The sequence below is a fragment of the Pseudomonas sp. NEEL19 genome, assembly GCF_028751975.1.
GTDB lineage: Bacteria > Pseudomonadota > Gammaproteobacteria > Pseudomonadales > Pseudomonadaceae > Aquipseudomonas > Aquipseudomonas juntendi.
This window is the reverse complement of record NZ_CP081491.1, coordinates 243,895-263,376: the sequence shown is the minus strand read 5'-3', so window position 1 is coordinate 263,376 and position 19,482 is coordinate 243,895. Positions and strand designations below refer to the sequence as shown.

The 19,482-nt window shown below is 63.2% G+C and carries 18 protein-coding genes; 10 read left to right on the top strand and 8 right to left on the bottom strand.

The features are described 5' to 3' along the window. Positions 1–51 precede the first annotated feature (51 nt). Both K4A76_RS01145 and K4A76_RS01140 read left to right on the top strand, forming a co-directional pair. The gene (locus K4A76_RS01145) at positions 52–774 is read left to right on the top strand and encodes a response regulator (RefSeq protein WP_274411369.1); all 723 of its coding nucleotides are present in this window, start codon (positions 52–54) and stop codon (positions 772–774) included. Beyond that, positions 767–2,143 carry an ATP-binding protein gene (locus K4A76_RS01140; protein WP_274411368.1) on the top strand — a complete coding sequence of 459 codons (1,377 nt, stop codon included), beginning with the start codon at positions 767–769 and terminating at the stop codon, positions 2,141–2,143. Before K4A76_RS01145 ends, K4A76_RS01140 begins: the two co-directional genes overlap by 8 nt. 187 nt (positions 2,144–2,330) lie before the next feature. On the opposite strand, the gene K4A76_RS01135 is transcribed toward K4A76_RS01140, so the two are convergent. From K4A76_RS01135 to aguA, 3 genes are all read right to left on the bottom strand, one after another. Continuing rightward, complete coding sequence (locus K4A76_RS01135; protein WP_029885603.1) at positions 2,331–3,650, bottom strand: OprD family porin; 1,320 nt, start codon at positions 3,648–3,650, stop codon at positions 2,331–2,333. A gap of 419 nt (positions 3,651–4,069) precedes the next feature. Further along, positions 4,070–4,267 (bottom strand): hypothetical protein, encoded by a 198-nt coding sequence (locus K4A76_RS01130; protein ID WP_082416218.1) that lies wholly within the window; start codon positions 4,265–4,267, stop codon positions 4,070–4,072. Between the two features lie 185 nt (positions 4,268–4,452). Further along, entirely contained in the window at positions 4,453–5,559 is a 1,107-nt protein-coding gene (gene aguA / locus K4A76_RS01125; protein WP_009684781.1) for an agmatine deiminase, read from the bottom strand. Positions 5,560–5,837: 278 nt separating this feature from the next. Between aguA and rfbC the strand changes: the two genes are divergently transcribed. From rfbC to K4A76_RS01105, 4 genes are read left to right on the top strand one after another with little or no spacing between them, the layout of a single operon-like run. Further along, positions 5,838–6,383 (top strand): dTDP-4-dehydrorhamnose 3,5-epimerase, encoded by a 546-nt coding sequence (rfbC, locus tag K4A76_RS01120; protein ID WP_274411367.1) that lies wholly within the window; start codon positions 5,838–5,840, stop codon positions 6,381–6,383. A 42-nt stretch (positions 6,384–6,425) separates the two neighbouring features. Beyond that, positions 6,426–8,240, top strand: a complete 1,815-nt coding sequence (locus tag K4A76_RS01115; protein ID WP_009684783.1) for a sensor histidine kinase — start codon at positions 6,426–6,428, stop codon at positions 8,238–8,240. After that, the gene (locus K4A76_RS01110) at positions 8,237–9,643 is read left to right on the top strand and encodes a sigma-54-dependent transcriptional regulator (protein ID WP_274411366.1); all 1,407 of its coding nucleotides are present in this window, start codon (positions 8,237–8,239) and stop codon (positions 9,641–9,643) included. Before K4A76_RS01115 ends, K4A76_RS01110 begins: the two co-directional genes overlap by 4 nt. Next, entirely contained in the window at positions 9,643–10,098 is a 456-nt protein-coding gene (locus K4A76_RS01105) for a YiiD C-terminal domain-containing protein (protein WP_274411365.1), read from the top strand. Before K4A76_RS01110 ends, K4A76_RS01105 begins: the two co-directional genes overlap by 1 nt. Before the next feature lie 147 nt (positions 10,099–10,245). Here the strand turns inward: K4A76_RS01105 and cysQ are convergent, their stop codons facing one another. After that, positions 10,246–11,064, bottom strand: a complete 819-nt coding sequence (gene cysQ, locus K4A76_RS01100; RefSeq protein WP_274411364.1) for a 3'(2'),5'-bisphosphate nucleotidase CysQ — start codon at positions 11,062–11,064, stop codon at positions 10,246–10,248. Then, a complete protein-coding gene (gene nudE, locus K4A76_RS01095) occupies positions 11,061–11,627 on the bottom strand; it encodes an ADP compounds hydrolase NudE (RefSeq protein ID WP_029885608.1) in 567 nt (188 codons plus the stop codon). The genes cysQ and nudE overlap by 4 nt, the downstream gene beginning before the upstream one ends. A 64-nt stretch (positions 11,628–11,691) precedes the next feature. Here nudE and yrfG point away from each other — a divergent pair, with 64 nt between their 5' ends. Further along, positions 11,692–12,354 (top strand): GMP/IMP nucleotidase, encoded by a 663-nt coding sequence (gene yrfG, locus K4A76_RS01090; RefSeq protein WP_054913525.1) that lies wholly within the window; start codon positions 11,692–11,694, stop codon positions 12,352–12,354. A 130-nt stretch (positions 12,355–12,484) separates the two neighbouring features. On the opposite strand, the gene lysM is transcribed toward yrfG, so the two are convergent. Continuing rightward, on the bottom strand, positions 12,485–12,925 hold the full coding sequence (lysM, locus tag K4A76_RS01085; protein WP_054913526.1) for a peptidoglycan-binding protein LysM: 441 nt from the start codon (positions 12,923–12,925) through the stop codon (positions 12,485–12,487). Between the two features lie 178 nt (positions 12,926–13,103). Between lysM and fdhD the strand changes: the two genes are divergently transcribed. The 3 genes from fdhD to K4A76_RS01070 all read left to right on the top strand — a co-directional run bounded on the left by fdhD (position 13,104) and on the right by K4A76_RS01070 (position 17,059). Then, positions 13,104–13,934 carry a formate dehydrogenase accessory sulfurtransferase FdhD gene (gene fdhD, locus K4A76_RS01080; RefSeq protein WP_047150096.1) on the top strand — a complete coding sequence of 277 codons (831 nt, stop codon included), beginning with the start codon at positions 13,104–13,106 and terminating at the stop codon, positions 13,932–13,934. A 5-nt stretch (positions 13,935–13,939) separates the two neighbouring features. Beyond that, the gene (locus K4A76_RS01075) at positions 13,940–16,285 is read left to right on the top strand and encodes an FdhF/YdeP family oxidoreductase (protein WP_274411363.1); all 2,346 of its coding nucleotides are present in this window, start codon (positions 13,940–13,942) and stop codon (positions 16,283–16,285) included. 294 nt (positions 16,286–16,579) lie between these two features. Further along, complete coding sequence (locus tag K4A76_RS01070; RefSeq protein ID WP_054890280.1) at positions 16,580–17,059, top strand: glycine zipper domain-containing protein; 480 nt, start codon at positions 16,580–16,582, stop codon at positions 17,057–17,059. A gap of 54 nt (positions 17,060–17,113) precedes the next feature. Here the strand turns inward: K4A76_RS01070 and K4A76_RS01065 are convergent, their stop codons facing one another. Continuing rightward, complete coding sequence (locus K4A76_RS01065) at positions 17,114–17,554, bottom strand: acyl-CoA thioesterase (RefSeq protein ID WP_054890281.1); 441 nt, start codon at positions 17,552–17,554, stop codon at positions 17,114–17,116. 263 nt (positions 17,555–17,817) lie between these two features. Continuing rightward, positions 17,818–19,359: a phosphoenolpyruvate carboxykinase gene (locus tag K4A76_RS01060; protein ID WP_182390236.1), complete on the bottom strand. Its 1,542-nt coding sequence runs from the start codon at positions 19,357–19,359 to the stop codon at positions 17,818–17,820. Between the last annotated feature and the right edge of the window lie 123 nt (positions 19,360–19,482).

Genomic DNA, 19,482 nt, shown 5'->3' with positions numbered 1-19,482 from the left:
TAATTGAATGTAATGAGCGCCCCTGGGCCTCACCCGACAGGTGTTTTCCGCATGAGCACGACCCTGCTGGTCGTCGACGATGACGACGAGATCCGCGAACTTCTTTGTGATTACCTGGCCGACGCCGGTTACAACGTGCTGGAGGCGCCCGACGGCGAGCAGATGCGCGCGCAAATGGCCAGGCACACGGTGGATCTGGTGGTACTCGACTTGATGCTGCCCGGCGAAGACGGGCTCAGCCTTTGTCGCCAATTGCAGGCCACGCCCGGGCTGGCGGTGATCATGTTGTCGGCCAAAGGCAGCACGCTGGACCGCATCATCGGCCTGGAGGTGGGTGCCGACGATTACCTGGCCAAGCCTTTCGAGCCACGCGAGCTGATTGCCCGGATCAAGGCGGTGCTGCGTCGCCCGCAACGCCTGGAAACCCAGGCGCAGGGCACTGCAGGGGTCGATGCACAACTGTTCGCCGGCTTCCGCCTGGAGCACGTCAAGCGCCTGCTCACGCGCCCCGATGGCCAGACCCTGCCCCTGCCACGCTCCGACTACCGGGTGCTGCGCGAGTTGCTGGAGGCCAACAACCGCGTGGTCTCCCGCGACCAGCTGACGCGCAGCGCATTTGGCCGCGACCACCTGCCTGATGACCGCTCGGTGGACATGTGCGTCAGCCGCCTGCGCCAGCACCTGCGGCGCGCACCGGACGGGGCCGCGCAAATCCTCACCATCCGCAACGAAGGCTACTTGCTGACCATCGGCCAGCACCAGGCCAATGCCTGAGGTGCGCTGGCTTCGCCGGCTGTGGCCGCGCACCCTGTTCGGCCAGCTATTGCTGATCATGGTCAGCGGCACGCTGGTGGTGCAGCTGATGTCGAGCAGCATCTGGTTCGATGTGCGCTTCGCCCAGGTGTTCGAAGCCCCTGTGCGGTTGATTGCGGCGCGCAGTGCGCCCCTGATCGCCCGCGCCGACTGCCACGATGCCGCGCTGCCAGTGCCGGCTCATTACCAGGTGCGCTGTGCCGAGCACCTGCCCGAGCCAACGCATGATCAGCGCCGTGAGCGCCGGCGGGTCGAATTGCTGCTGCGCCAGGCCCTCAAGTACGAGCTGGGCCATGCTCAGGCGGTACGCCTGATGAATGTGCAACTGACCGACGCGTCGGGCCAACCGATAGTCTGGCGCAGCCTGTTCGGTTTGCGCACGGCCCAGGCCCATATGCAGTTTGCGGTGCCATTAGCCGATGGCCACTGGCTTATCATCGAGGGCCAGGAGCTGCAGGGCTGGAGCGGCGAGTCGGCCTGGGTGCTGATCAGCGATTACCTGTTGCGGGTGTATGCCCTGCGCATTGTCGCGGTGCTGTTGGTCTGCCTGATTGCCGTGCGCCTGTGCCTGCGCCCGTTGCAGCGCCTGGCCGATGCTGCCCGCGGCCTGGGCACCAATCTTGAGCAGCCGCCACTGGTGCTGGATGGCCCGCAGGAGGTACGCCAGGCTGCCCAGGCGTTCAACGCCATGCAGCAGCGCCTGATTGCCATGGTCAACGACAAGGCCTACTTCCTCGCCGCTGTGTCCCATGACCTGCGCACCCCCTTGACCCGCATGCGCCTGCGCCTGGAGCGCTTGCCGGACGATGAACACCACCAGCGCCTGCGGCAGAACATCAGGCAGATGGACGACATGATCGGCCAGGTGCTCGACTACCTGCGCGCCGGGGAACAGCAGAACTTGCAGCAGGTGGACCTGGACCGACTGGTGGCACGCCTGTGCGCCGACCTGACAACCGAAAAAGAGCCATTGCCGGTGCATGGCCAGGCAGGCGGCGTGCGTGTGGATGCGTTGCTGTTGCAGCGTTGCCTGCAGAACCTGCTGGTCAATGCACTGCGTTATGCCAAGGAGGTTTCGGTCACGCTGGAACGGGCGAACAGCGGGGTGCTGATCCATATCGACGACCGTGGCCCGGGGATTGCGCCGGGGCTGCTGGCGACCATTACCGACCCGTTCGTACGCGGCGAAGGGTCGCGCAACCAGTCCTCCGGGGGATACGGGTTGGGGTTGAGCATTGCGCAACGCATCGCTGGCAGCCATGGCGGTGAGCTGCTGCTGATGAACCGCGAAGGGGGTGGATTGCGGGTTAGCGTGCTGCTACCGGGTTGAGCCGTGCCGCTAGGGGCGGCGTGGCAGCTCGATTTTTGGGGTTGGGGCGCAGATCGCCGGGGCCGCGGTGCGGCCCTTTCGCGACACAAGGCCGCTCCCACAAGGGGCCCGGTTCGGGGCATTCCTGTAGGAGCGGCCTTGCGTCGCGATGGGCTGCAAAGCAGCCCCCAGCACCCTCAGCTCAGCATCAGAAGATGCTGATCGGGTACTCGACGAATACGCGTACTTCGTTGCCATCGTCGTTGTAGCCGTTCTGCTGTACGGCGTTGTTGGTACGCACGAACGAGCTACGCAGCTTGATGGACAGGTCTTTGGCCGGGCCGTCCTGCACCACGTAACGGACCTGGTTGAAGATCTCGCGTTCCTTGCCTTCGCCGAAGCCCTGCGGGTTGGCGTTGTTGCGGGTGTTGATGTTGTCACCCACTACGTAGGCCAGCTTGTAGGTCAGGCCAGGGATGCCGTAGGCACCGAAGTCCAGGCCGTAGCCCAGCTGCCAGGAACGCTCGTCCTCGGCGTTGAAGTCGGACCAGTACGAGTTGGCCAGGTAGATGGTCGAACCACCGTCACCCACGCCGCCCTGGTTCTGGTACCAGCCGTAGTTGTAGCCGGTGCTGCCAGTGCTGCGCTGGTGGGCGAGGGTGAACGAGTGCGCACCATACGCGTAGGTGGCCGCCAGGCTCCAGATGGTGTTGGAGTCGCCGTTCAGGCCGGCGGCCTTGACGTACTTGTTGTTGATGTCCGACTTGTAGCCGTTGAAGTCCAGGGTCAGGGACTGGTCGCTGGCGATCGGGAAGACGTAGTTCAAGCCCAGGTAGTGCTTGCGCATAACGTCTTCGTTGTCTGCGGTGTACAGCGAGCCGGTGAAGTTGTCGCTGAACTTGTAGCTACCACCCAGCACGTTGATCGACTTCAGGCCACCACCATCACGACGCTCGGCGCTTTTGCGCGCTTCCTGGGTGAAGCGGCCGGCGTTCAGCTCCAGGCCCTTGATTTCCTTGGAGGTGATCAGGGTGCCGGTGAAGCTTTCTGGCAGCAGACGTGCGTCGTCGTACTGCAGCACTGGCAGTGCCGGCATCTGGTCACCGTACTTGAGCACGGTATTGGAAATGCGGAACTTCACGGCTGCGCCACCACGTGCCAGGTTGTGCGGCGAGCTGGCGTTGCCATCGGCGTTGGTGGTTTCGTGCGGTTTGAAGAAGTCGACACCCGCGCCACCGTTATGGCCTTTGCCGCCATCGAGGCGCAGGGCATACAGGCCGAATGCGTCGACGCCGACACCGACAGTGCCTTGGGTGAAACCGGAGGAGAAGTTGCCGATGACTGCCTGGCCCCATTCGATCTGGTCGTCGGTGCCGTGCTTCTTGTCACGGTTGATGTAAGCGTTGCGCAGAAGGACGTTGGCGTGGCTGTCCTCGATGAAGCCCTTGCTCTCGGCCTGATCATTGGCCTGTGCCTGGGTCGCGGCGATCATCGCCAGGGCGACCAGGCTGATCCTGGTTTTCAACATGTTGTTTTCCTTATCGCTTAATCAAAAACGCTCTGCAATACAACGCCAGGAACCAACGCCCCTACGTAGGTTCGACGCTATGCGGATCCAGACTTGAAGGCCGGCCGGTAACTGCACGGGCGGCCTCTGGCAGCAGCATGGCCAACGGAGGTGGCCAGCAGGCGTTGGGCCGAATCCTAGCCGCGTGCGATTACAAATGTCAAAAAGTCGTGAAATGCAGGTTGATATAACCAAGATCATCCCGTGATACGAGGCATTTCAATGCATGTCGGCGCTATAGGCGGGGATTTTATCTTTTTGTCAGAAACGGCATCTTGACTGCACCGACAATTTACCGGGTGCGTGTGGGGAGGGGCGTGTGGCAGGTACCGGCCTCTTCGCGGCTATCGCCGCCAAGAGGTCGGCACAGCTGTAATCGATTAGTGCCACACCGCCATCAGCGCCTGCATTTCAGCGTCGCTGAGCAAACCTTGCGGGTAGCGTCCGGCAAGCAGACGTCGTGGGTCGGTCGTCCTGACCCTGATGCTTCCATGGTGTTTCAACCACGCCGCGACCCGCTTGAGCGATGGGTGACCAACTGCCAATGGGCGCAAAGCCGACTCACTTGCTGCGTTCATGTCTACACGTACTCCCTAACCCGTGAGCGGCTAATCTACGTAGGTAATGTTACAGCTCGGATAACCTGGCAGAGCCAAGCTATCTCCTTGAAAAACAATACAAAACCTATGCCAAACCAGCCGCCGGGCGTCGCCCGAAAAAAAGGCCCGTCTATTGACGGGCCTCTTTGTCACCGAGCTGGCACTCAGCGCGTCACCGGTGCCGGCTGCTGCTGGGTCAGGCAGTGGATATTGCCACCGCCCAACAGCAGCTCGCGCCCGGGAATCATCACCACTTCGTGGTCGGGGAATATCCGCGCAAGGATCGCTCTGGCTTCGGCATCTGCCGGGTCATCGAAGCTTGGCGCAATGATGCCGCCGTTGACGATCAGGAAGTTCACGTAGGAGCCGGCCAGGCGCACCGATGGGTCACGCTCCTGGCTGCCGGCAACGTGGTCGACACCGGCACATTCTTCAGCCGTGGCGTACAGCGGCCCGGGAATGGGCATTTTGTGCACGATTAGTGCTCGGCCCTTGGCGTCACGGGTGTTCTGCAACACCTCCATGGCGGCATGGCAACGGGCGTAATTGGGGTCGTTGGAATCATCGGTCCAGGCTAGTAACACTTCGCCCGGGCGCACGTAACAGCAGAAATTGTCGACGTGGCCGTCGGTTTCATCGTTGTACAGGCCATCGGGCAACCACACCACGGTATCCACCGCCAGGTGGTCGCGCAGCACCGCTTCGATCTGCTCGCGGGTCAGGTGTGGGTTGCGGTTGCGGTTGAGCAGGCATTCCTCGGTGGTGATCAGCGTGCCTTCACCGTCCACGTGGATCGAACCGCCCTCGAGCACGAAGCCTTCGGTGTGGTAGCGCTGGCAGCGCTCCATTTCCAGCACTTTGGCCGCCAGCTCCTCGTCGCGGTTCCATGGCGCATACAGGCCACCATCGAAGCCGCCCCAGGCGTTGAAGCCCCAGTCCACACCGCGCACTTCGCCTTGGTCGTTGATGACGAAGGTCGGGCCGGTGTCACGCACCCAGGCGTCGTCGTTGCTGATTTCGACCACCCGAATGTTCGGCTGGTCGAGCTGGCGACGCGCGTTCTCGTACTGGCCAGCGGAAACCGCAACGGTAACCGGCTCAAAACGGGCAATGGCCTTGGCCAGGGCTACATGGGCTGCCTGCGCCGGTTTGCCACCCAGGCGCCAGTTGTCCGAACGCTCCGGCCAAACCATCCATACCTGGGTTTGCGGGGCCCACTCGGCGGGCATGTGGAAACCATCGGCACGTGGCGTGGAGTTGAGGGTTTTCATGGTTGACCTCTGTGATGGCCCGGGGCCGGATTGCGGTGAGACGTTGATCTATTTATAACCGATACATATCGATATTTAAAGCCTGATACGCCGGATTTTCAGACGATACGCCCAGCCTTATATCGATAGAAATCGAATTTAATGCGGATTCACCCGTTAGCACCCATCGCTTGACCGCCTACCCTGGCCATATCGTACGCATCCTGTCACTGCTGCATGCGGAAATTTCCCAAAAGGGCGACTAGGGTCAATAGTTAACGAACGGCAAGCGAACCGCCATGAAAATCATCCCGACTGCAATCCCCGAAGTACTGATCATCGAGCCAAAGGTCTACGGTGATAGCCGTGGCTTTTTCTTCGAAGCGTTCAACGCCCGCGAGTTCGCAAAGCAGACCGAGGTGAATGTCGAATTCGTCCAGGATAACCACTCGCGCTCGGTCAAGGGCGTGCTCCGCGGGCTGCATTTTCAGGTGGAGAATACCCAAGGCAAGCTGGTGCGCGTGGTTCAGGGCGAAATCCGCGATGTCGCCGTGGATGTGCGCAAAAGCTCGCCAACCTTCGGGCAGTGGGTCGCGGTGAATCTGTCGGCAGCCAACTACCGCCAGTTATGGATACCGGCAGGCTTCGCCCATGGCTTTGCGGTGCTGAGCGAGTCGGCCGAGTTCCTCTACAAGACCACCGATTACTACAACCCCGGCGCCGATCGCTGCATCCGCTGGGACGATCCGCACCTGGCCATCGACTGGGGGCTGCAGCAACTACCGCTGCTATCAGACAAGGACAAGCTTGGCCTGGCATGGGCAGAGGCGGAACTGCTGCCGTAACTAGCGCATAATTGCGCCAGACCTTTCTGGCGCATTTACGTGATGATTGCTAAACCCACGCCCCCACGCCGTCCCCGCTGGCGCAGCCTGGCCTTGCTGGCCCTGTGCCTGGCGCCGTTACTGTGGCCCCTGCATCACCTGGCCGAACGTTACTACCAGCAGGAACTGGCCTCGCAGAACCGCCAGACCCTGGACCTGTACGTGGCCAACCTGCTCGGCACCCTGCACCGCTATGAAACCCTGCCGCAGATCCTCGGCGACCTGCCGGCACTGCGCAGCGTACTGGCCGACCCGTTCCGCCTGGAGGCGGTGACCAACGCCAACCGCCTGCTCAAGGGCATCGTGCAACAGACCGGCGCCGAGGTGATGTACCTGATGGATGTCAGCGGCAACACCCTGGCGGCGTCCAACTGGGACAAGCACGACAGCTTCGTGGGCCGCAACTTCGCCTTCCGCCCGTACTTCAACGAAGCCATGGCCGGCCACCTGGGCCGCTTCTTCGGCCAGGGCACAACGTCGGCCAAACGCGGCTACTTCTTTGCCGCCGCCGTGCGCGATCGCGAGCGCATCGTGGGCGTGCTGGTGGTCAAGGTCGACCTCGACCACACCGAAACCCTGTGGGGCCGCACACCGGAGCAGCTGTTGCTGACCGATCACAATGGCGTGGTCATCCTCACTTCGCGGCCCGATTGGCGCTTCCGTGCCACCCGCGCACTGAGCGATGCCGAGCGCCAGGCCATCATCGCCATCCAGCCCTACCCCACCCAGGCCCCGCAACCGCTGGTGCTCGCCCCGGATGCCTGGATCACCCAGACCCGCGACATCAAGGAGACCGGCTGGCAAGTCAGCATCCTTGCCCCGCGCATGCTGGTAGACCGTTCGGTGCAAACGGTAATGGCCATTGGCGCCGGCACCCTGCTGGTAGCAATGCTGCTGGCCGGGCTGGTGATGCAACGGCGCCGCCACTACATCGACCGCATCGACTTCGAAGCCCGCGCCCGTCAGGAGCTGGAAAAGCGCGTAGCCGAACGCACCGCCGACCTCGAGGGCCTCAACACCCGCCTCAAGCGCGCCGTACTGGAGCGCGAAAATGCCCAGCAAGAGGCGGTGCGCGCCCAGGACGAGCTGGTGCAGGCCGGCAAGCTGTCGGTGCTTGGCACCATGTCGGCCAGTATCAGCCACGAACTCAACCAGCCGCTGGCGGCGATTCGCAGCTACGCAGAAAATGCCGAGATCCTGCTCGACCACCAACGCACCGAGGACGCCCGCGGCAACCTCAAGCTGATTGGCGAGCTGACCGGGCGTATGGCGTCGATCATCGCCCACTTGCGGGCCTTCGCTCGCCGTGATCGGCATGCGCCGGAAAGCGTGGCCCTGCAGCCTGCCCTGGACGATGCCCTGGCGCTGCTGGCCAAGCGCCGCCGGGCAATGGCCGTGGAGCTGATCCGCGACCTGCCGGAAGCCACCTTGTGGGTACAGGCCGGTGAAACCCGCCTGCGCCAGGTGCTGGGCAACCTGTTGGCCAATGCCCTGGACGCCCTGACCGAAAAAGCCAACCCGCGCCGCCTGTGGCTAAGTGCCGAACAGCGTGATGACTGCGTCTACCTGTACATCCGCGACAATGGCCCCGGCTTCAGCCGCCAGGCCCTGGAGCATGCCAAGGAGCCGTTCTTCACCACCAAGACCCGCACCCAGGGCCTGGGCCTGGGGTTGGCCATCTGCGAAAGCCTGATGCGCGCCCTGGGGGGTGAACTGCTGCTGGCCAACCACCCGGAAGGTGGTGCTCTGCTGACCCTGCAGCTACGCAAGGCTGCGCCTGGCGCAACCTTGCCCAATTCGGAGGACCCCTCGGCATGACCCCCGAGACACAGATCGACAGCCAAGCCCAGGTCATCCTGGTCGACGATGACCCGCACCTGCGCCAGGCCCTGAGCCAGACCTTGGACCTGGCCGGGCTGAAAGTGGTCGCGCTGGGCGATGCCCAAGGTCTGGCTGAGCGTATCGAGACCGACTGGCCCGGCGTGGTGGTCAGCGACATCCGCATGCCCGGCATCGATGGCCTGCAGTTGCTGGAGCAACTGCACGGCCGCGACAGCGAACTGCCCGTGCTGTTGATTACCGGCCATGGGGATGTGCCCCTGGCGGTACAGGCAATGCGCGCCGGTGCCTATGACTTTCTGGAAAAGCCTTTCGCCAGCGACGCCCTGCTCGACAGCGTGCGCCGTGCCTTGGCCCTGCGCCGCCTGGTGCTGGACAACCGCAGCCTGCGCCTGGCACTGAGCGACCGCCAGCAACTGGCCACGCGCCTGGTCGGCCATTCGCCGGCCATGCAGCGCCTACGCGAGCAGATCGGCGCCTTGGCCGGAACCCGCGCCGATGTGCTGATCCTGGGTGAAACCGGTGCCGGCAAGGAGGTGGTCGCCCGTGCGCTGCATGACCTGTCCAGCCGCCGTGATGGGCCGTTCGTGGCGATCAACGCCGGGGCGCTGGCCGAATCGGTGGTCGAAAGCGAACTGTTCGGCCATGAGCCCGGCGCGTTCACCGGGGCGCAAAAACGGCGCATCGGCAAATTCGAGTTCGCCAACGGCGGCACGCTGTTCCTCGACGAAATCGAGAGCATGAGCCTGGACGTGCAGGTCAAGCTGCTGCGCATGTTGCAGGAGCGGGTGGTGGAACGCCTGGGCGGCAACCAGTTGATCCCGCTGGATATCCGCATTATCGCCGCCACCAAGGAAGACCTGCGCCAGGCCGCCGACCAAGGCCGCTTCCGGGCCGACCTGTACTACCGGCTAAACGTAGCGCCACTGCGTATTCCGCCGCTGCGGGACCGCGGCGACGACATCCTGGTGCTGTTCCAGCATTTTGCCGACGCTGCCAGCCAGCGCCACAGCCTGGCGCCACACGCCTTGCTGCCGGCGCAGCGGGCGATGCTGCTGCGCCACACCTGGCCAGGCAACGTGCGTGAATTGCAGAACGCCGCCGAGCGTTTCGCCCTGGGCCTTGAACTGGCGCTGGATGGCCAGCTGCCAGCGGCTGCGGCTGCGGCGCCTTCGGTGTTGAGTGGCAACCTGAGCGAACAGGTAGAGCAATTCGAGCGCTCGCTGATCGCCGCCGAGCTGGCCCAGCCCCACAGCTCCATGCGCAGCCTGGCAGAGGCGCTGGGCATCCCGCGCAAAACCTTGCACGACAAGCTGCGCAAGCATGGCTTGAGCTTCGAGGGCGGTAGTGGCGGGCACGACGACCATGAGGACAACCGTTGATGAGCACCGATAGCCAGTACCTGCAGTCCGTACTGCATGGCGACATCCCGCTGACCCGCGAAATGGGCCTGGAGGTCATTGATTGGCAACACCACACCCTGCGCCTGCAATTGCCGCTGGCGGCCAACGTCAACCACAAGAGCACCATGTTCGGCGGCAGCCTGTACTGTGCAGCAGTGCTGGTGGGCTGGGGCTGGTTGCACCTGCGGCTGCGCGAACTGGGGATAGATGACGGGCATATCGTCATCCAGGAAGGGCAAATCAGCTACCCGCTGCCGGTTACCGGGGCGGCAATAGCCCGTTGCCCGGCGCCGGAAGGGAAAGCCTGGGAACGCTTCCTCAACATGTACCAGCGTCGTGGGCGGGCGCGCTTGACGCTGCAGACCACGGTAAGCAATGCCGGGAGTGATGAGCCGGCCGTCACCTTCAGCGGCCAGTACGTGCTGCACCGCTGAGAACGAAGGCTGTCGCGCCCCCTGTAGGAGCGGCCTTGTGTCGCGATGGGCTGCAAAGCAGCCCCAGGGTTTGGGCATGATGCACAAATTGCCGGGGCTGCTTTGCAGCCCATCGCGACACAAGGCCGCTCCTACAGGCCAGGCCCGCTAGATCAGCTCAAGAAAGGCCTGGCGCCACGCTGCCTTGGCCGGCAACGCCAGGAAATACGGGTTGAGCAAAGACTCGCGCGCCGGGTAACGGAACGGCAACCCGTCCAGCCCGATCACTTCACCCCCCGCCCCTTCCACCACACCCTGGGCCGCCGCCGTATCCCACTGCGAAGTCGGCGCCAGGCGTGGATAACAATCGGCGCTGCCCTCGGCCAACAGGCAGAACTTCAACGAGCTACCAATGTTGGCCAGCTCCAGTTCACCCACTGCCGCACCCAGGCCCGCCAACAATGCTTCCTGTTCGGGGCTGGAGTGCCGGCGGCTGGCAACCACGGTAAACCGCTCACCCACTGGCGGAGCGTTGCGCACCTGGATCGGCCGGGCTGCCTCACCCGCGTCTGCCCGCCAAGCCCCCAATTCGCGGCCCCCAAAGTAGCAGCGGCCATTCGTGGGCATCGATACCACGCCAAACACCACTTCGCCTTTTTCGATCAAGGCGATATTGACTGTGAATTCCTCGCTGCCGGCAATGAATTCCTTGGTGCCATCCAGCGGGTCCACCAGCCACCAGCGGCTCCAGCCCTGGCGCTCGGCCAGCGCAATGTTGCAGTCCTCTTCGGACAACACCGGAATCTGCGGCGCCAGCGCCAGCAGGCCATCGGCAATTACCCGGTGCGCTGCCAGGTCGGCGGCAGTCACCGGCGAATCATCGGCCTTGTTGGTCACTGCCACATCGGCACGCCAGTACGGCAGGATCGCCTCGCCCGCAGTCAACGCCAACTTGACCACTTCACCCATCAGTTGATTGTCGTTCATAGCGCCAACAGCCCCCGCTGAATCATCAGGTCACGCGCCAGGTACAGCGCCGCCAGGGCGCGGCCTTCGGTGAACTGCGGGTGCATGGCCAAGGCCGACAGCTCGCGCAGGTTGACCTTGTCGACCCGCATCGGCTCCGGCTCATCGCCCTCCAGGCGCTCTTCGTACAGATCGGTGGCCAGCACCACCTGAATTTTCTGGCTCATGTAGCCCGGCGAAAGCGACAGCTCGGTCAGGTGCTCAAGCTGGCGCGCGCCAAGCCCGGCCTCTTCCTTAAGCTCGCGGTTGGCGGCTGCCAGCACATCTTCGCCGGGCTCGATCAGGCCCTTGGGCAGCGACAGCTCGTACTCGTCGGTACCACCGCAATACTCTTCCACCAGCACGGCATGCTCGGCGTCGAGCATGGCCACGATCATCACCGCGCCATAGCCGTTACCCCGGCCTACCAGGCGCTCATAGGTGCGCTCGGCACCATTGCTGAAGCGCAATTGCACAGCCTCTACGCGGAACAGGCGGCTGCTGGCGACGATTTCGCGGCTGAGGACGGTGGGTTTCTGGCGCATGGGGCGGCTCCTTGGCGTGAACGGGTTACTATACCGTGGCTTGCCGACTGATCGAGAGTTTCCCATGCCTGTTCTTCCCTGGTCTGCCATCGATACCGTCCTGCTGGATATGGACGGCACCCTGCTCGACCTGCATTACGACAACCGCTTCTGGCTCGACCACCTGCCCCAGCGCTATGCAGAGCTGCATGGGGTGAGCCGGGCCATGGCGGAAATGGAGCTGCAGCCGCTGTTCGAGCGTAATGCCGGCACGCTGAATTGGTACTGCCTGGACTTCTGGAGCCGCGAACTGCGCCTGCCGATCCGGGAGCTGAAGCGGGAAATTGCCGACCTGATCGCGTTGCGCCCGGATGCCGACACGTTCCTGGCGGCGATTCGAAATGCCGGCAAGCGCGTGGTGATGATCACCAATGCCCACCGTGATTCGCTGTCGCTGAAGCTCGAACGGGTGGAGCTGGCACCGTATTTCGAGCGGCTGATCAGCTCGCATGACTATGGTTACCCGAAGGAAAGCCCACAGTTCTGGCACGCCTTGCAGGCGGACATCGGTTTTGAGCCGGGGCGTAGCCTGTTCATCGATGACACCCTGGCGATACTGCGCAGCGCACGGCGCTTTGGTGTGGCGCACCTGCTGGCCGTGCGCCAGCCCGATAGCCAGGCGCAGCCGCGCGATACCGAAGAGTTTGCTGCGGTCGAGGATTACCGGGAGCTATTGATTGGCCTGTAAGCGCCCTGGCACCGGCTACGCCGGTGTTCGCGGGCACGCCCGCTCCCACAGGTGACCACCGGCCTCACGCCTTGCAGCAACCTTGTGGGAGCCGGCTTGCCGGCGATAGGGCCAATAAAGCCTGCAAAAATCAGTCAGGAATACGCAGTACCTGCCCCGGATAGATCTTGTCCGGGTGCTTGAGCATCGGCTTGTTGGCCTCGAAGATCTTGTTGTACTGATTGGCATTGCCATACACCACCAGGGCAATCGCCGACAGCGTGTCACCCTTCTTGACCGTGACCAGGCGTGCGGCGGTCACGACCGGCCCGGTCACAGTGATCTGGTCATCGACGCTGGCCACACCCTCGATGTTGCCCGCCGCCAGCACAATCTTCTCCTTCTCTTCCTGGCTGGCGACTTCACCCTTGAGGATCACTTTGTCGCCCTCCACGGTCGCCGTGATGTTCGGGTTGCCGAGGCCGACATTCTCCACGTGTTTCTTCAACTGCTCTTCGGCTTTGGCATTGCCCGGGGTCAGCAGGTCGATCAACTTCTCGCCTGCTTCCTTCACGAAACTGATCAAGCTCATAGCACTCTCCTTGTTCACGAAACCTCGAACCCAGCAGTCTAGGCCAGCTTTGCTCATGCCGCCCGCCTGCGACCAATCGACGCGCTCTATCAAGGGATAGAGGCTAGCGATTAGACGCCACAGGCCCACGCGCCTAGGCTTGTGCTACACCAAGCCGCCGAATGAACAGCCTGCCCCGATGAACAGCAAACCTCCGGTCTGCACGGCCTCATCGCCCTTGTCCCTGCCGGCCGCCAGCAACACCTACGCATACGTCCAGCTCAGCGACGGTAAAGGTGACAGCACGCCGCTGGCCGAAGAGGTTGCGTTGGCCATCGTCTACAACGGCCTCAACCAGGCAGTGATGCTGGTCAGCCCGACCGACCTGGAAGATTTCGCCGTCGGTTTCAGCGTGGGCAGCGGCATCGTCGAAGGCACCTCGGAAATCTACGACCTGAAGCTCTCGGGCAGTGGCTCGGCCCTGTATGCAGACCTGGAAATATCCAGCCGAGCCTTCTGGAACCTGAAAAACCAGCGCCGGCAGCTGGCCGGCACCAGCGGCTGCGGCCTGTGCGGGGTCGAGGCGCTGGAGCAGGCGTTGCCAGAACTGGCCGTGCTGCCCGGTGCGCCGCTGCCACCGGCAGCGTGGCTGGTGGGCCTGCGCGAGCGCATCGATGCATTTCAGCCGCTGGGCCAGCACTGCGGGGCGGTGCATGCCGCGCTGTTCATGGACCGCCACGGCGAACTGCTGCTGGGCCGTGAAGACATTGGCCGGCACAACGCCCTCGACAAGCTGATCGGCGCGCTGCTGCGCCAGGGCATCGACAGCCAGGGCGGCCTTGCGATCGTCACCAGCCGCTGCAGCCTGGAATTGATACAGAAGGTGCTGCGCGCCGGCATCCAGACCTTGGTCAGCCTGTCCGCCCCCACCGGGCTTGCCCTGCAATGGGCGCGCAAGCACAACCTCAACCTCATTCATCTACCCAAGCACAGCGCACCGCGGGTCTACAGCCCGGCGGCGGAGTCGTAACAGTCGTGACCTCGTACCAACACCTACCGGACAATGCCCCAGCCTCAACCCCTCGCTACAAGCCCTACCACGGCCCTGCCGGTGGCTGGGGTGCGCTGCGCAGCGTGGCCAAGGCCTGGGTCGGCAGCGATAACGCGCTGAAGAACATTCGCGCCCTGCTCAAAACCAACCAGAACGGCGGTTTCGACTGCCCAGGCTGCGCCTGGGGCGATTCGCCAGAAAGCGGCATGGTCAAGTTCTGCGAGAACGGCGCCAAGGCCGTGAACTGGGAGGCCACCAAGCGGCGTGTCGATGCTGCCTTCTTCGCCCGTTACAGCGTCACCGCCCTGCTGCAGCAAAGCGACTACTGGCTGGAGTACCAGGGCCGCCTCACCGAGCCGATGGTCTACGACGCGACCAGCGACCGCTATCAGCCGATCAGCTGGGACGCCGCTTTTGCCCTGGTTGCCCGCGAGCTGAACAAGTTGGCCACCCCTGACCAGGCCGAGTTCTATACCTCGGGGCGGGCCAGCAACGAAGCAGCCTACCTGTACCAGCTGTTCGTGCGCGCCTTCGGTACCAACAACTTTCCCGACTGCTCGAACATGTGCCACGAGGCCAGCGGCGTGGCGTTGGGGCAAAGCATCGGGGTGGGCAAAGGCACGGTCACGTTTGACGACTTCGAACATGCCGACGCGATTTTTGTCTGGGGCCAGAACCCCGGCACCAACCACCCGCGCATGCTCGACCCGCTGCGCGACGCGGTGAAACGTGGCGCTCAGGTAGTTTGCATCAACCCGCTCAAGGAGCGGGGCCTGGAGCGCTTCCAGCACCCGCAGAACCCGCTGGAAATGCTGACCAACAGCGACCGCCCAACCAACACGGCATTCTTCCGCCCGGCGCTGGGTGGCGACATGGCGCTGCTGCGTGGCATGGCCAAGTTCGCCCTGCAGTGGGAGCGTGAAGCCCAGTCCAAGGGTGAACCGGCGGTGTTCGACCATGCCTTCATCGCCGAGCACGGCCATGGCGTGGACGATTACCTGGCCGTGGTAGATGCCACGCCATGGGACCACATCCAGGCGCAATCCGGCCTGCCCATGGCCGACATCGAACTGGCGGCGCGCATGTACTGCCGCGCCAAGCGGGTCATCATGTGCTGGGCGATGGGTATCACCCAACACCGCCACTCGGTGCCGACCATTCAGGAAATCGTCAACCTGCAGATGCTGCGCGGCAATATCGGCGCACCAGGCGCAGGCCTGTGCCCGGTACGTGGCCACAGCAACGTGCAGGGCGACCGCACCATGGGCATCAACGAGCGCCCACCCATGGCGCTGCTCGATGCCATGGAAAAGCGCTTCGGCTTCCCCGTGCCACGGCACAACGGCCACAACACGGTCGAAGCGATTCACGCCATGCTCGACGGCCGGGCCAAGGTGTTCATCGGCCTGGGCGGCAATTTCGCCCAGGCCACACCGGACACCGAGCGCACTGCGCAGGCGCTGCGCAACTGCGAGCTGACCGTGCACATCAGCACCAAGCTCAACCGCAGCCACCTGGTTCATGGCAAGCAAGCGCTGATTTTGCCGTGCCTGGGCCGTACCGACATCGACCTGCAGGCCGACGGGCCGCAAGCGGTAACGGTCGAAGACTCGTTCAGCATGGTGCACGCATCCAACGGCCAGCTCAAACCGCTGTCTTCGCAGATGCGCTCGGAGCCGGCGGTCATTGCTGGCATCGCCGCCGCTACGCTGGGCAAGAAACCCGTGGACTGGCACTGGCTGGTCGCCGACTATGCGCGCATTCGCGACCTGATCGCCGACACCATCACAGGCTTCAGCGGCTTCAACCAACGCCTGCAACACCCAGGCGGCTTCTACCTGGGCAATAACGCCGCCAGCCGCACATGGAAGACCAACACCGGCCGCGCCAACTTCAAGGCCAACCTGCTGCCCGATACGCTGCTCGACGAGCGTGTGCGTGCCAGCGGCCAGGTGCCGGACCTGATCATGCAGTCGATGCGCTCGCACGATCAGTACAACACCACCATCTACGGCCTGGACGACCGCTACCGTGGCGTGCGCGGCCAACGCGAGGTGCTGTTCGCCAACGAAGCCGACATCATCCGCCTGGGCTTCCAGCCGGGGCAGAAGGTCGACATCGTATCGTTGTGGGGGGACGAACACGTCCGCCGGGTGCACGGCTTTACCCTGCTGGCATTCGATATTCCGGCCGGGCAGGCGGCGGCGTATTACCCGGAGGTGAACCCGCTGGTGCCGCTGGAGAGCATTGGCGATGGCAGCCATACGCCAACCTCGAAGTTCATCGCCATCAAGCTGGAGCGGGCGCGGGATGACGGGCGTATCCTGTAATGGAGGTCCCAGCCGTGTTCGCGGCTAAAACCGTTTCTACAGGCTGGAGCAAAACCCTGTAGGAGCGGCTTCAGCCGAGAAGAGGCCAGAAGCGCCAAAAACGAAAAAAGCCCTGTTCCGCAAGGTTCAGGGCTTTTGCCATAAAGACCTCAGACAGCCGAAAATGGTTTAAGTTTCACAACAAATACAGTGACTTAGAGAATTGTGTACAACTCGTGTTACTCGTCGGATTTCCGTTGCCAGCCACCTCGCTTACCCTCAAATTCGCCTCGTCATCCTTATGAGGCTCTCTTGATGAAGAAGTACTCCTCGATTTTGTTGTTGTCTTTCAGCTTGCTCAGCGGCGTTGCCATGGCAGGCGGCACCACCGAGGCCGGCATTGGCGGCGCATTGGGTGGGGTACTGGGCTCCGTTGTCGGTAACTCCATCGGCGGTAGCACTGGCGGCGCCATTGGTGCCGGCCTGGGCGGTGCGGCCGGCGGTGCGCTGGGTGCCGACAAGCGCCAGCGCGGTGAAGCCGCTATTGGCGGTGCCCTGGGCGCGGCAGGCGGTAACGTGGTGGGTCGCTCGGTAGGCGGCACTACCGGTAGCTACATCGGTGCAGCCGCCGGCGGCGGTGCTGGCGGTGCGTTGGGTAACTACTTGGGCAACAAGGCCGACGCCGATGAGCGCCATGACGACCGTCGCTACCGCCGTGGCTACGATGACCGTCGCCACTACGACCGTGGCCATCACTACGGCCACCGCAAGCACAAGCGCCACTGGCGCGACTAACGCCTGAGGGCCCTGCCCCGGCAACAAAAACCCCGCCCCTTACGGCGGGGTTTTTTATGCGTGTTGTTCCAGCACCAAGCCGGAAAGAATCACCTGCAGCGCCTCTGGTAACGCCACAGGTCGGCCACTGACACGCTCGATGAAGACTTGCACCACCGTGCCGGCCGCGCAGGCCTCGGGCTCACCTGGGCGATACAACGCCAGGCGGTACTCCACCGTACTGCCCGCCAGGCGCGTTACGCCCAGCCCAACTTCCAGCACGTCCGGGAAGCCCGGCAATGCATAGAAATCTGCTGCCGAACTGACCACGAAAGCCGCCAGCTCGCCGTCACGCAGGTCCAACTCGGCCTGCTCGACGAGAAACGCCTGGATCGCCGTTTCGAAGAAGCCGTGCACCGTGGCCCCGGCGATATGGCCATTGAGGTCGTTGTCCTGCGGGCGGGTGAGAATCGGGTGAAAGTGGGAGAAGGCAGTGCGCTGAGGGGATTCGGTCATCTGGCTGACTCTTGTCTTCGCAATGGATGCTGACAGTGAAACAGAAAAACCAGGTTCCCGCTGCCTGCACCTCACCCTGTAGGAGCAGCCTTGTGTCGCGATGGGCCGCAAAGCGGCCCCGACAATTTATGCAGTGACGCTAAAACCCAGGGGCCGCTATGCGGCCCATCGCGACACAAGGCCGCTCCTACAAGTCATTGCATCAGCCGGATAACAAAAAAGCCGCCAATGCTGGCGGCTTTCTCATTGCGGCTGGTTGCAGGTTACAGTTGCGGACCAGCGGCCTTGATGGCGTCGGAAACTTCAAACTTCTTGAAGTTCTCGATGAACAGCTTGGCCAGGCCTTTGGCGGCCTCGTCGTAGGCAGCTTTGTCAGCCCAGTTAGTACGCGGGTTGAGCAGTTCGGTATCAACGCCTGGGACAGCCTTCGGTACGTCTAGGTTGATGATGTCCAGGTGCTCGGTTTCGGCACCGACCAGCGCGCCGCTCTGGATGGCAGCGATCACCGCGCGGGTGGTCGGAATGCTGAAGCGTTTGCCAACGCCGTAGCCACCACCGGTCCAGCCGGTGTTGACCAGGTAGACCTTGGAGTTGAAGCCGTTGATACGCTTGATCAGCAGCTCGGCGTACTCGCCAGCCGGGCGTGGGAAGAACGGTGCACCGAAGCAGGTCGAGAAGGTCGACTTGATGCCGCCGCCCGAGCCCATTTCGGTGGAGCCGACCAGCGCGGTGTAACCGGACAGGAAGTGGTAGGCAGCCTGCTCGTTGTTCAGGATCGACACCGGAGGCAGAACACCGGTCAGGTCGCAGGTCAGGAAGATCACCGCGTTTGGCTCACCGCCCAGGTTCTTTTCCGAACGCTTGGCAACGTGCTCCAGCGGGTAGGCTGCACGGCTGTTCTGGGTCAGGCTGACATCGGCGTAGTCGGCGTGCTGGTTGGCGTCGAGAACGACGTTTTCCAGCACCGCACCGTGCTTGATGGCTTTCCAGATGACCGGCTCGTTCTTCTCGGACAGGTCGATGCACTTGGCATAGCAGCCGCCTTCGATGTTGAAGACAACGCCTTCGCCCCAACCGTGCTCGTCGTCACCGATCAGGTAACGGCTTTCGTCGGCCGACAGGGTGGTTTTGCCGGTGCCGGACAGGCCGAAGAACAGGGTTACATCGCCTGCTTCGCCGATGTTGGCCGCGCAGTGCATTGGCAGCACGTCGGCAGCCGGCAGCAGGAAGTTCTGCACCGAGAACATGGCTTTCTTCATTTCACCGGCGTAGCGCATGCCGGCGATCAGCACTTTCTTCTGCGCGAAGTTGATGATCACGCAACCGTCGGAGTTGGTGCCATCACGCTCAGGTACGCACTCGAAGTTGGCCACGTTGAGCACCTGCCACTCGTCGCGACCCGCCGGGTTGTACTGCTCAGGGTTGATGAACAGGCAACGGCCGAACAGGTTTTGCCAAGCAGTCTGGGTGGTCATTTTCACCGGCAGGTAGTGCTCGGCGGCAGCCCCTACGTGAACGTAGGAAACGAAGTGATCCTGGGCGTTGTTGAACGCCTCGACGCGGTCCCACAGGGCATCGAACTTGTCGGCCGGGAACTTGCGGTTGATCGGGCCCCAGGCGATGGCGTCCTGGGTGGAAGGCTCTTCGACGATGAAACGGTCAGCCGGCGAACGGCCAGTACGGTGACCGGTCTCCACGACCAGCGCGCCGGTATCGGCTAGTACACCTTCACCGCGTTGCAGCGCTTCTTTTACCAGCTCATCGACGCTCAGGTCGGTGTACACGGTGTTATTGGCTTGCGTCATGAGATACCCCATCCGGCCCGAGGCCGAGTGCTCCAAACGTTTTGTAGTTGTTCCGAAAAAACTACTACAGCGAAAAAAGTGGCCGGATTATGCCAGAAAAGCCCAAAAAAAGTAGGCCCCTCC

Bases quoted from the DNA above. Each gene is read 5' to 3' on its own strand.
- aguA (WP_009684781.1), bottom strand. From the start codon at position 5,559: ATGAAAACCCTCAACTCCACGCCACGTGCCGATGGTTTCCACATGCCC.
- fdhD (WP_047150096.1), top strand. From the start codon at position 13,104: ATGAACAGCAAACCTCCGGTCTGCACGGCCTCATCGCCCTTGTCCCTG.
- nudE (WP_029885608.1), bottom strand. From the start codon at position 11,627: ATGCGCCAGAAACCCACCGTCCTCAGCCGCGAAATCGTCGCCAGCAGC.
- K4A76_RS01135 (WP_029885603.1), bottom strand. From the start codon at position 3,650: ATGTTGAAAACCAGGATCAGCCTGGTCGCCCTGGCGATGATCGCCGCG.
- lysM (WP_054913526.1), bottom strand. From the start codon at position 12,925: ATGAGCTTGATCAGTTTCGTGAAGGAAGCAGGCGAGAAGTTGATCGAC.
- K4A76_RS01060 (WP_182390236.1), bottom strand. From the start codon at position 19,359: ATGACGCAAGCCAATAACACCGTGTACACCGACCTGAGCGTCGATGAG.
- K4A76_RS01140 (WP_274411368.1), top strand. From the start codon at position 767: ATGCCTGAGGTGCGCTGGCTTCGCCGGCTGTGGCCGCGCACCCTGTTC.
- K4A76_RS01130 (WP_082416218.1), bottom strand. From the start codon at position 4,267: ATGAACGCAGCAAGTGAGTCGGCTTTGCGCCCATTGGCAGTTGGTCAC.
- rfbC (WP_274411367.1), top strand. From the start codon at position 5,838: ATGAAAATCATCCCGACTGCAATCCCCGAAGTACTGATCATCGAGCCA.
- K4A76_RS01070 (WP_054890280.1), top strand. From the start codon at position 16,580: ATGAAGAAGTACTCCTCGATTTTGTTGTTGTCTTTCAGCTTGCTCAGC.
- cysQ (WP_274411364.1), bottom strand. From the start codon at position 11,064: ATGAACGACAATCAACTGATGGGTGAAGTGGTCAAGTTGGCGTTGACT.
- K4A76_RS01065 (WP_054890281.1), bottom strand. From the start codon at position 17,554: ATGACCGAATCCCCTCAGCGCACTGCCTTCTCCCACTTTCACCCGATT.
- yrfG (WP_054913525.1), top strand. From the start codon at position 11,692: ATGCCTGTTCTTCCCTGGTCTGCCATCGATACCGTCCTGCTGGATATG.
- K4A76_RS01145 (WP_274411369.1), top strand. From the start codon at position 52: ATGAGCACGACCCTGCTGGTCGTCGACGATGACGACGAGATCCGCGAA.
- K4A76_RS01105 (WP_274411365.1), top strand. From the start codon at position 9,643: ATGAGCACCGATAGCCAGTACCTGCAGTCCGTACTGCATGGCGACATC.
- K4A76_RS01115 (WP_009684783.1), top strand. From the start codon at position 6,426: ATGATTGCTAAACCCACGCCCCCACGCCGTCCCCGCTGGCGCAGCCTG.
- K4A76_RS01110 (WP_274411366.1), top strand. From the start codon at position 8,237: ATGACCCCCGAGACACAGATCGACAGCCAAGCCCAGGTCATCCTGGTC.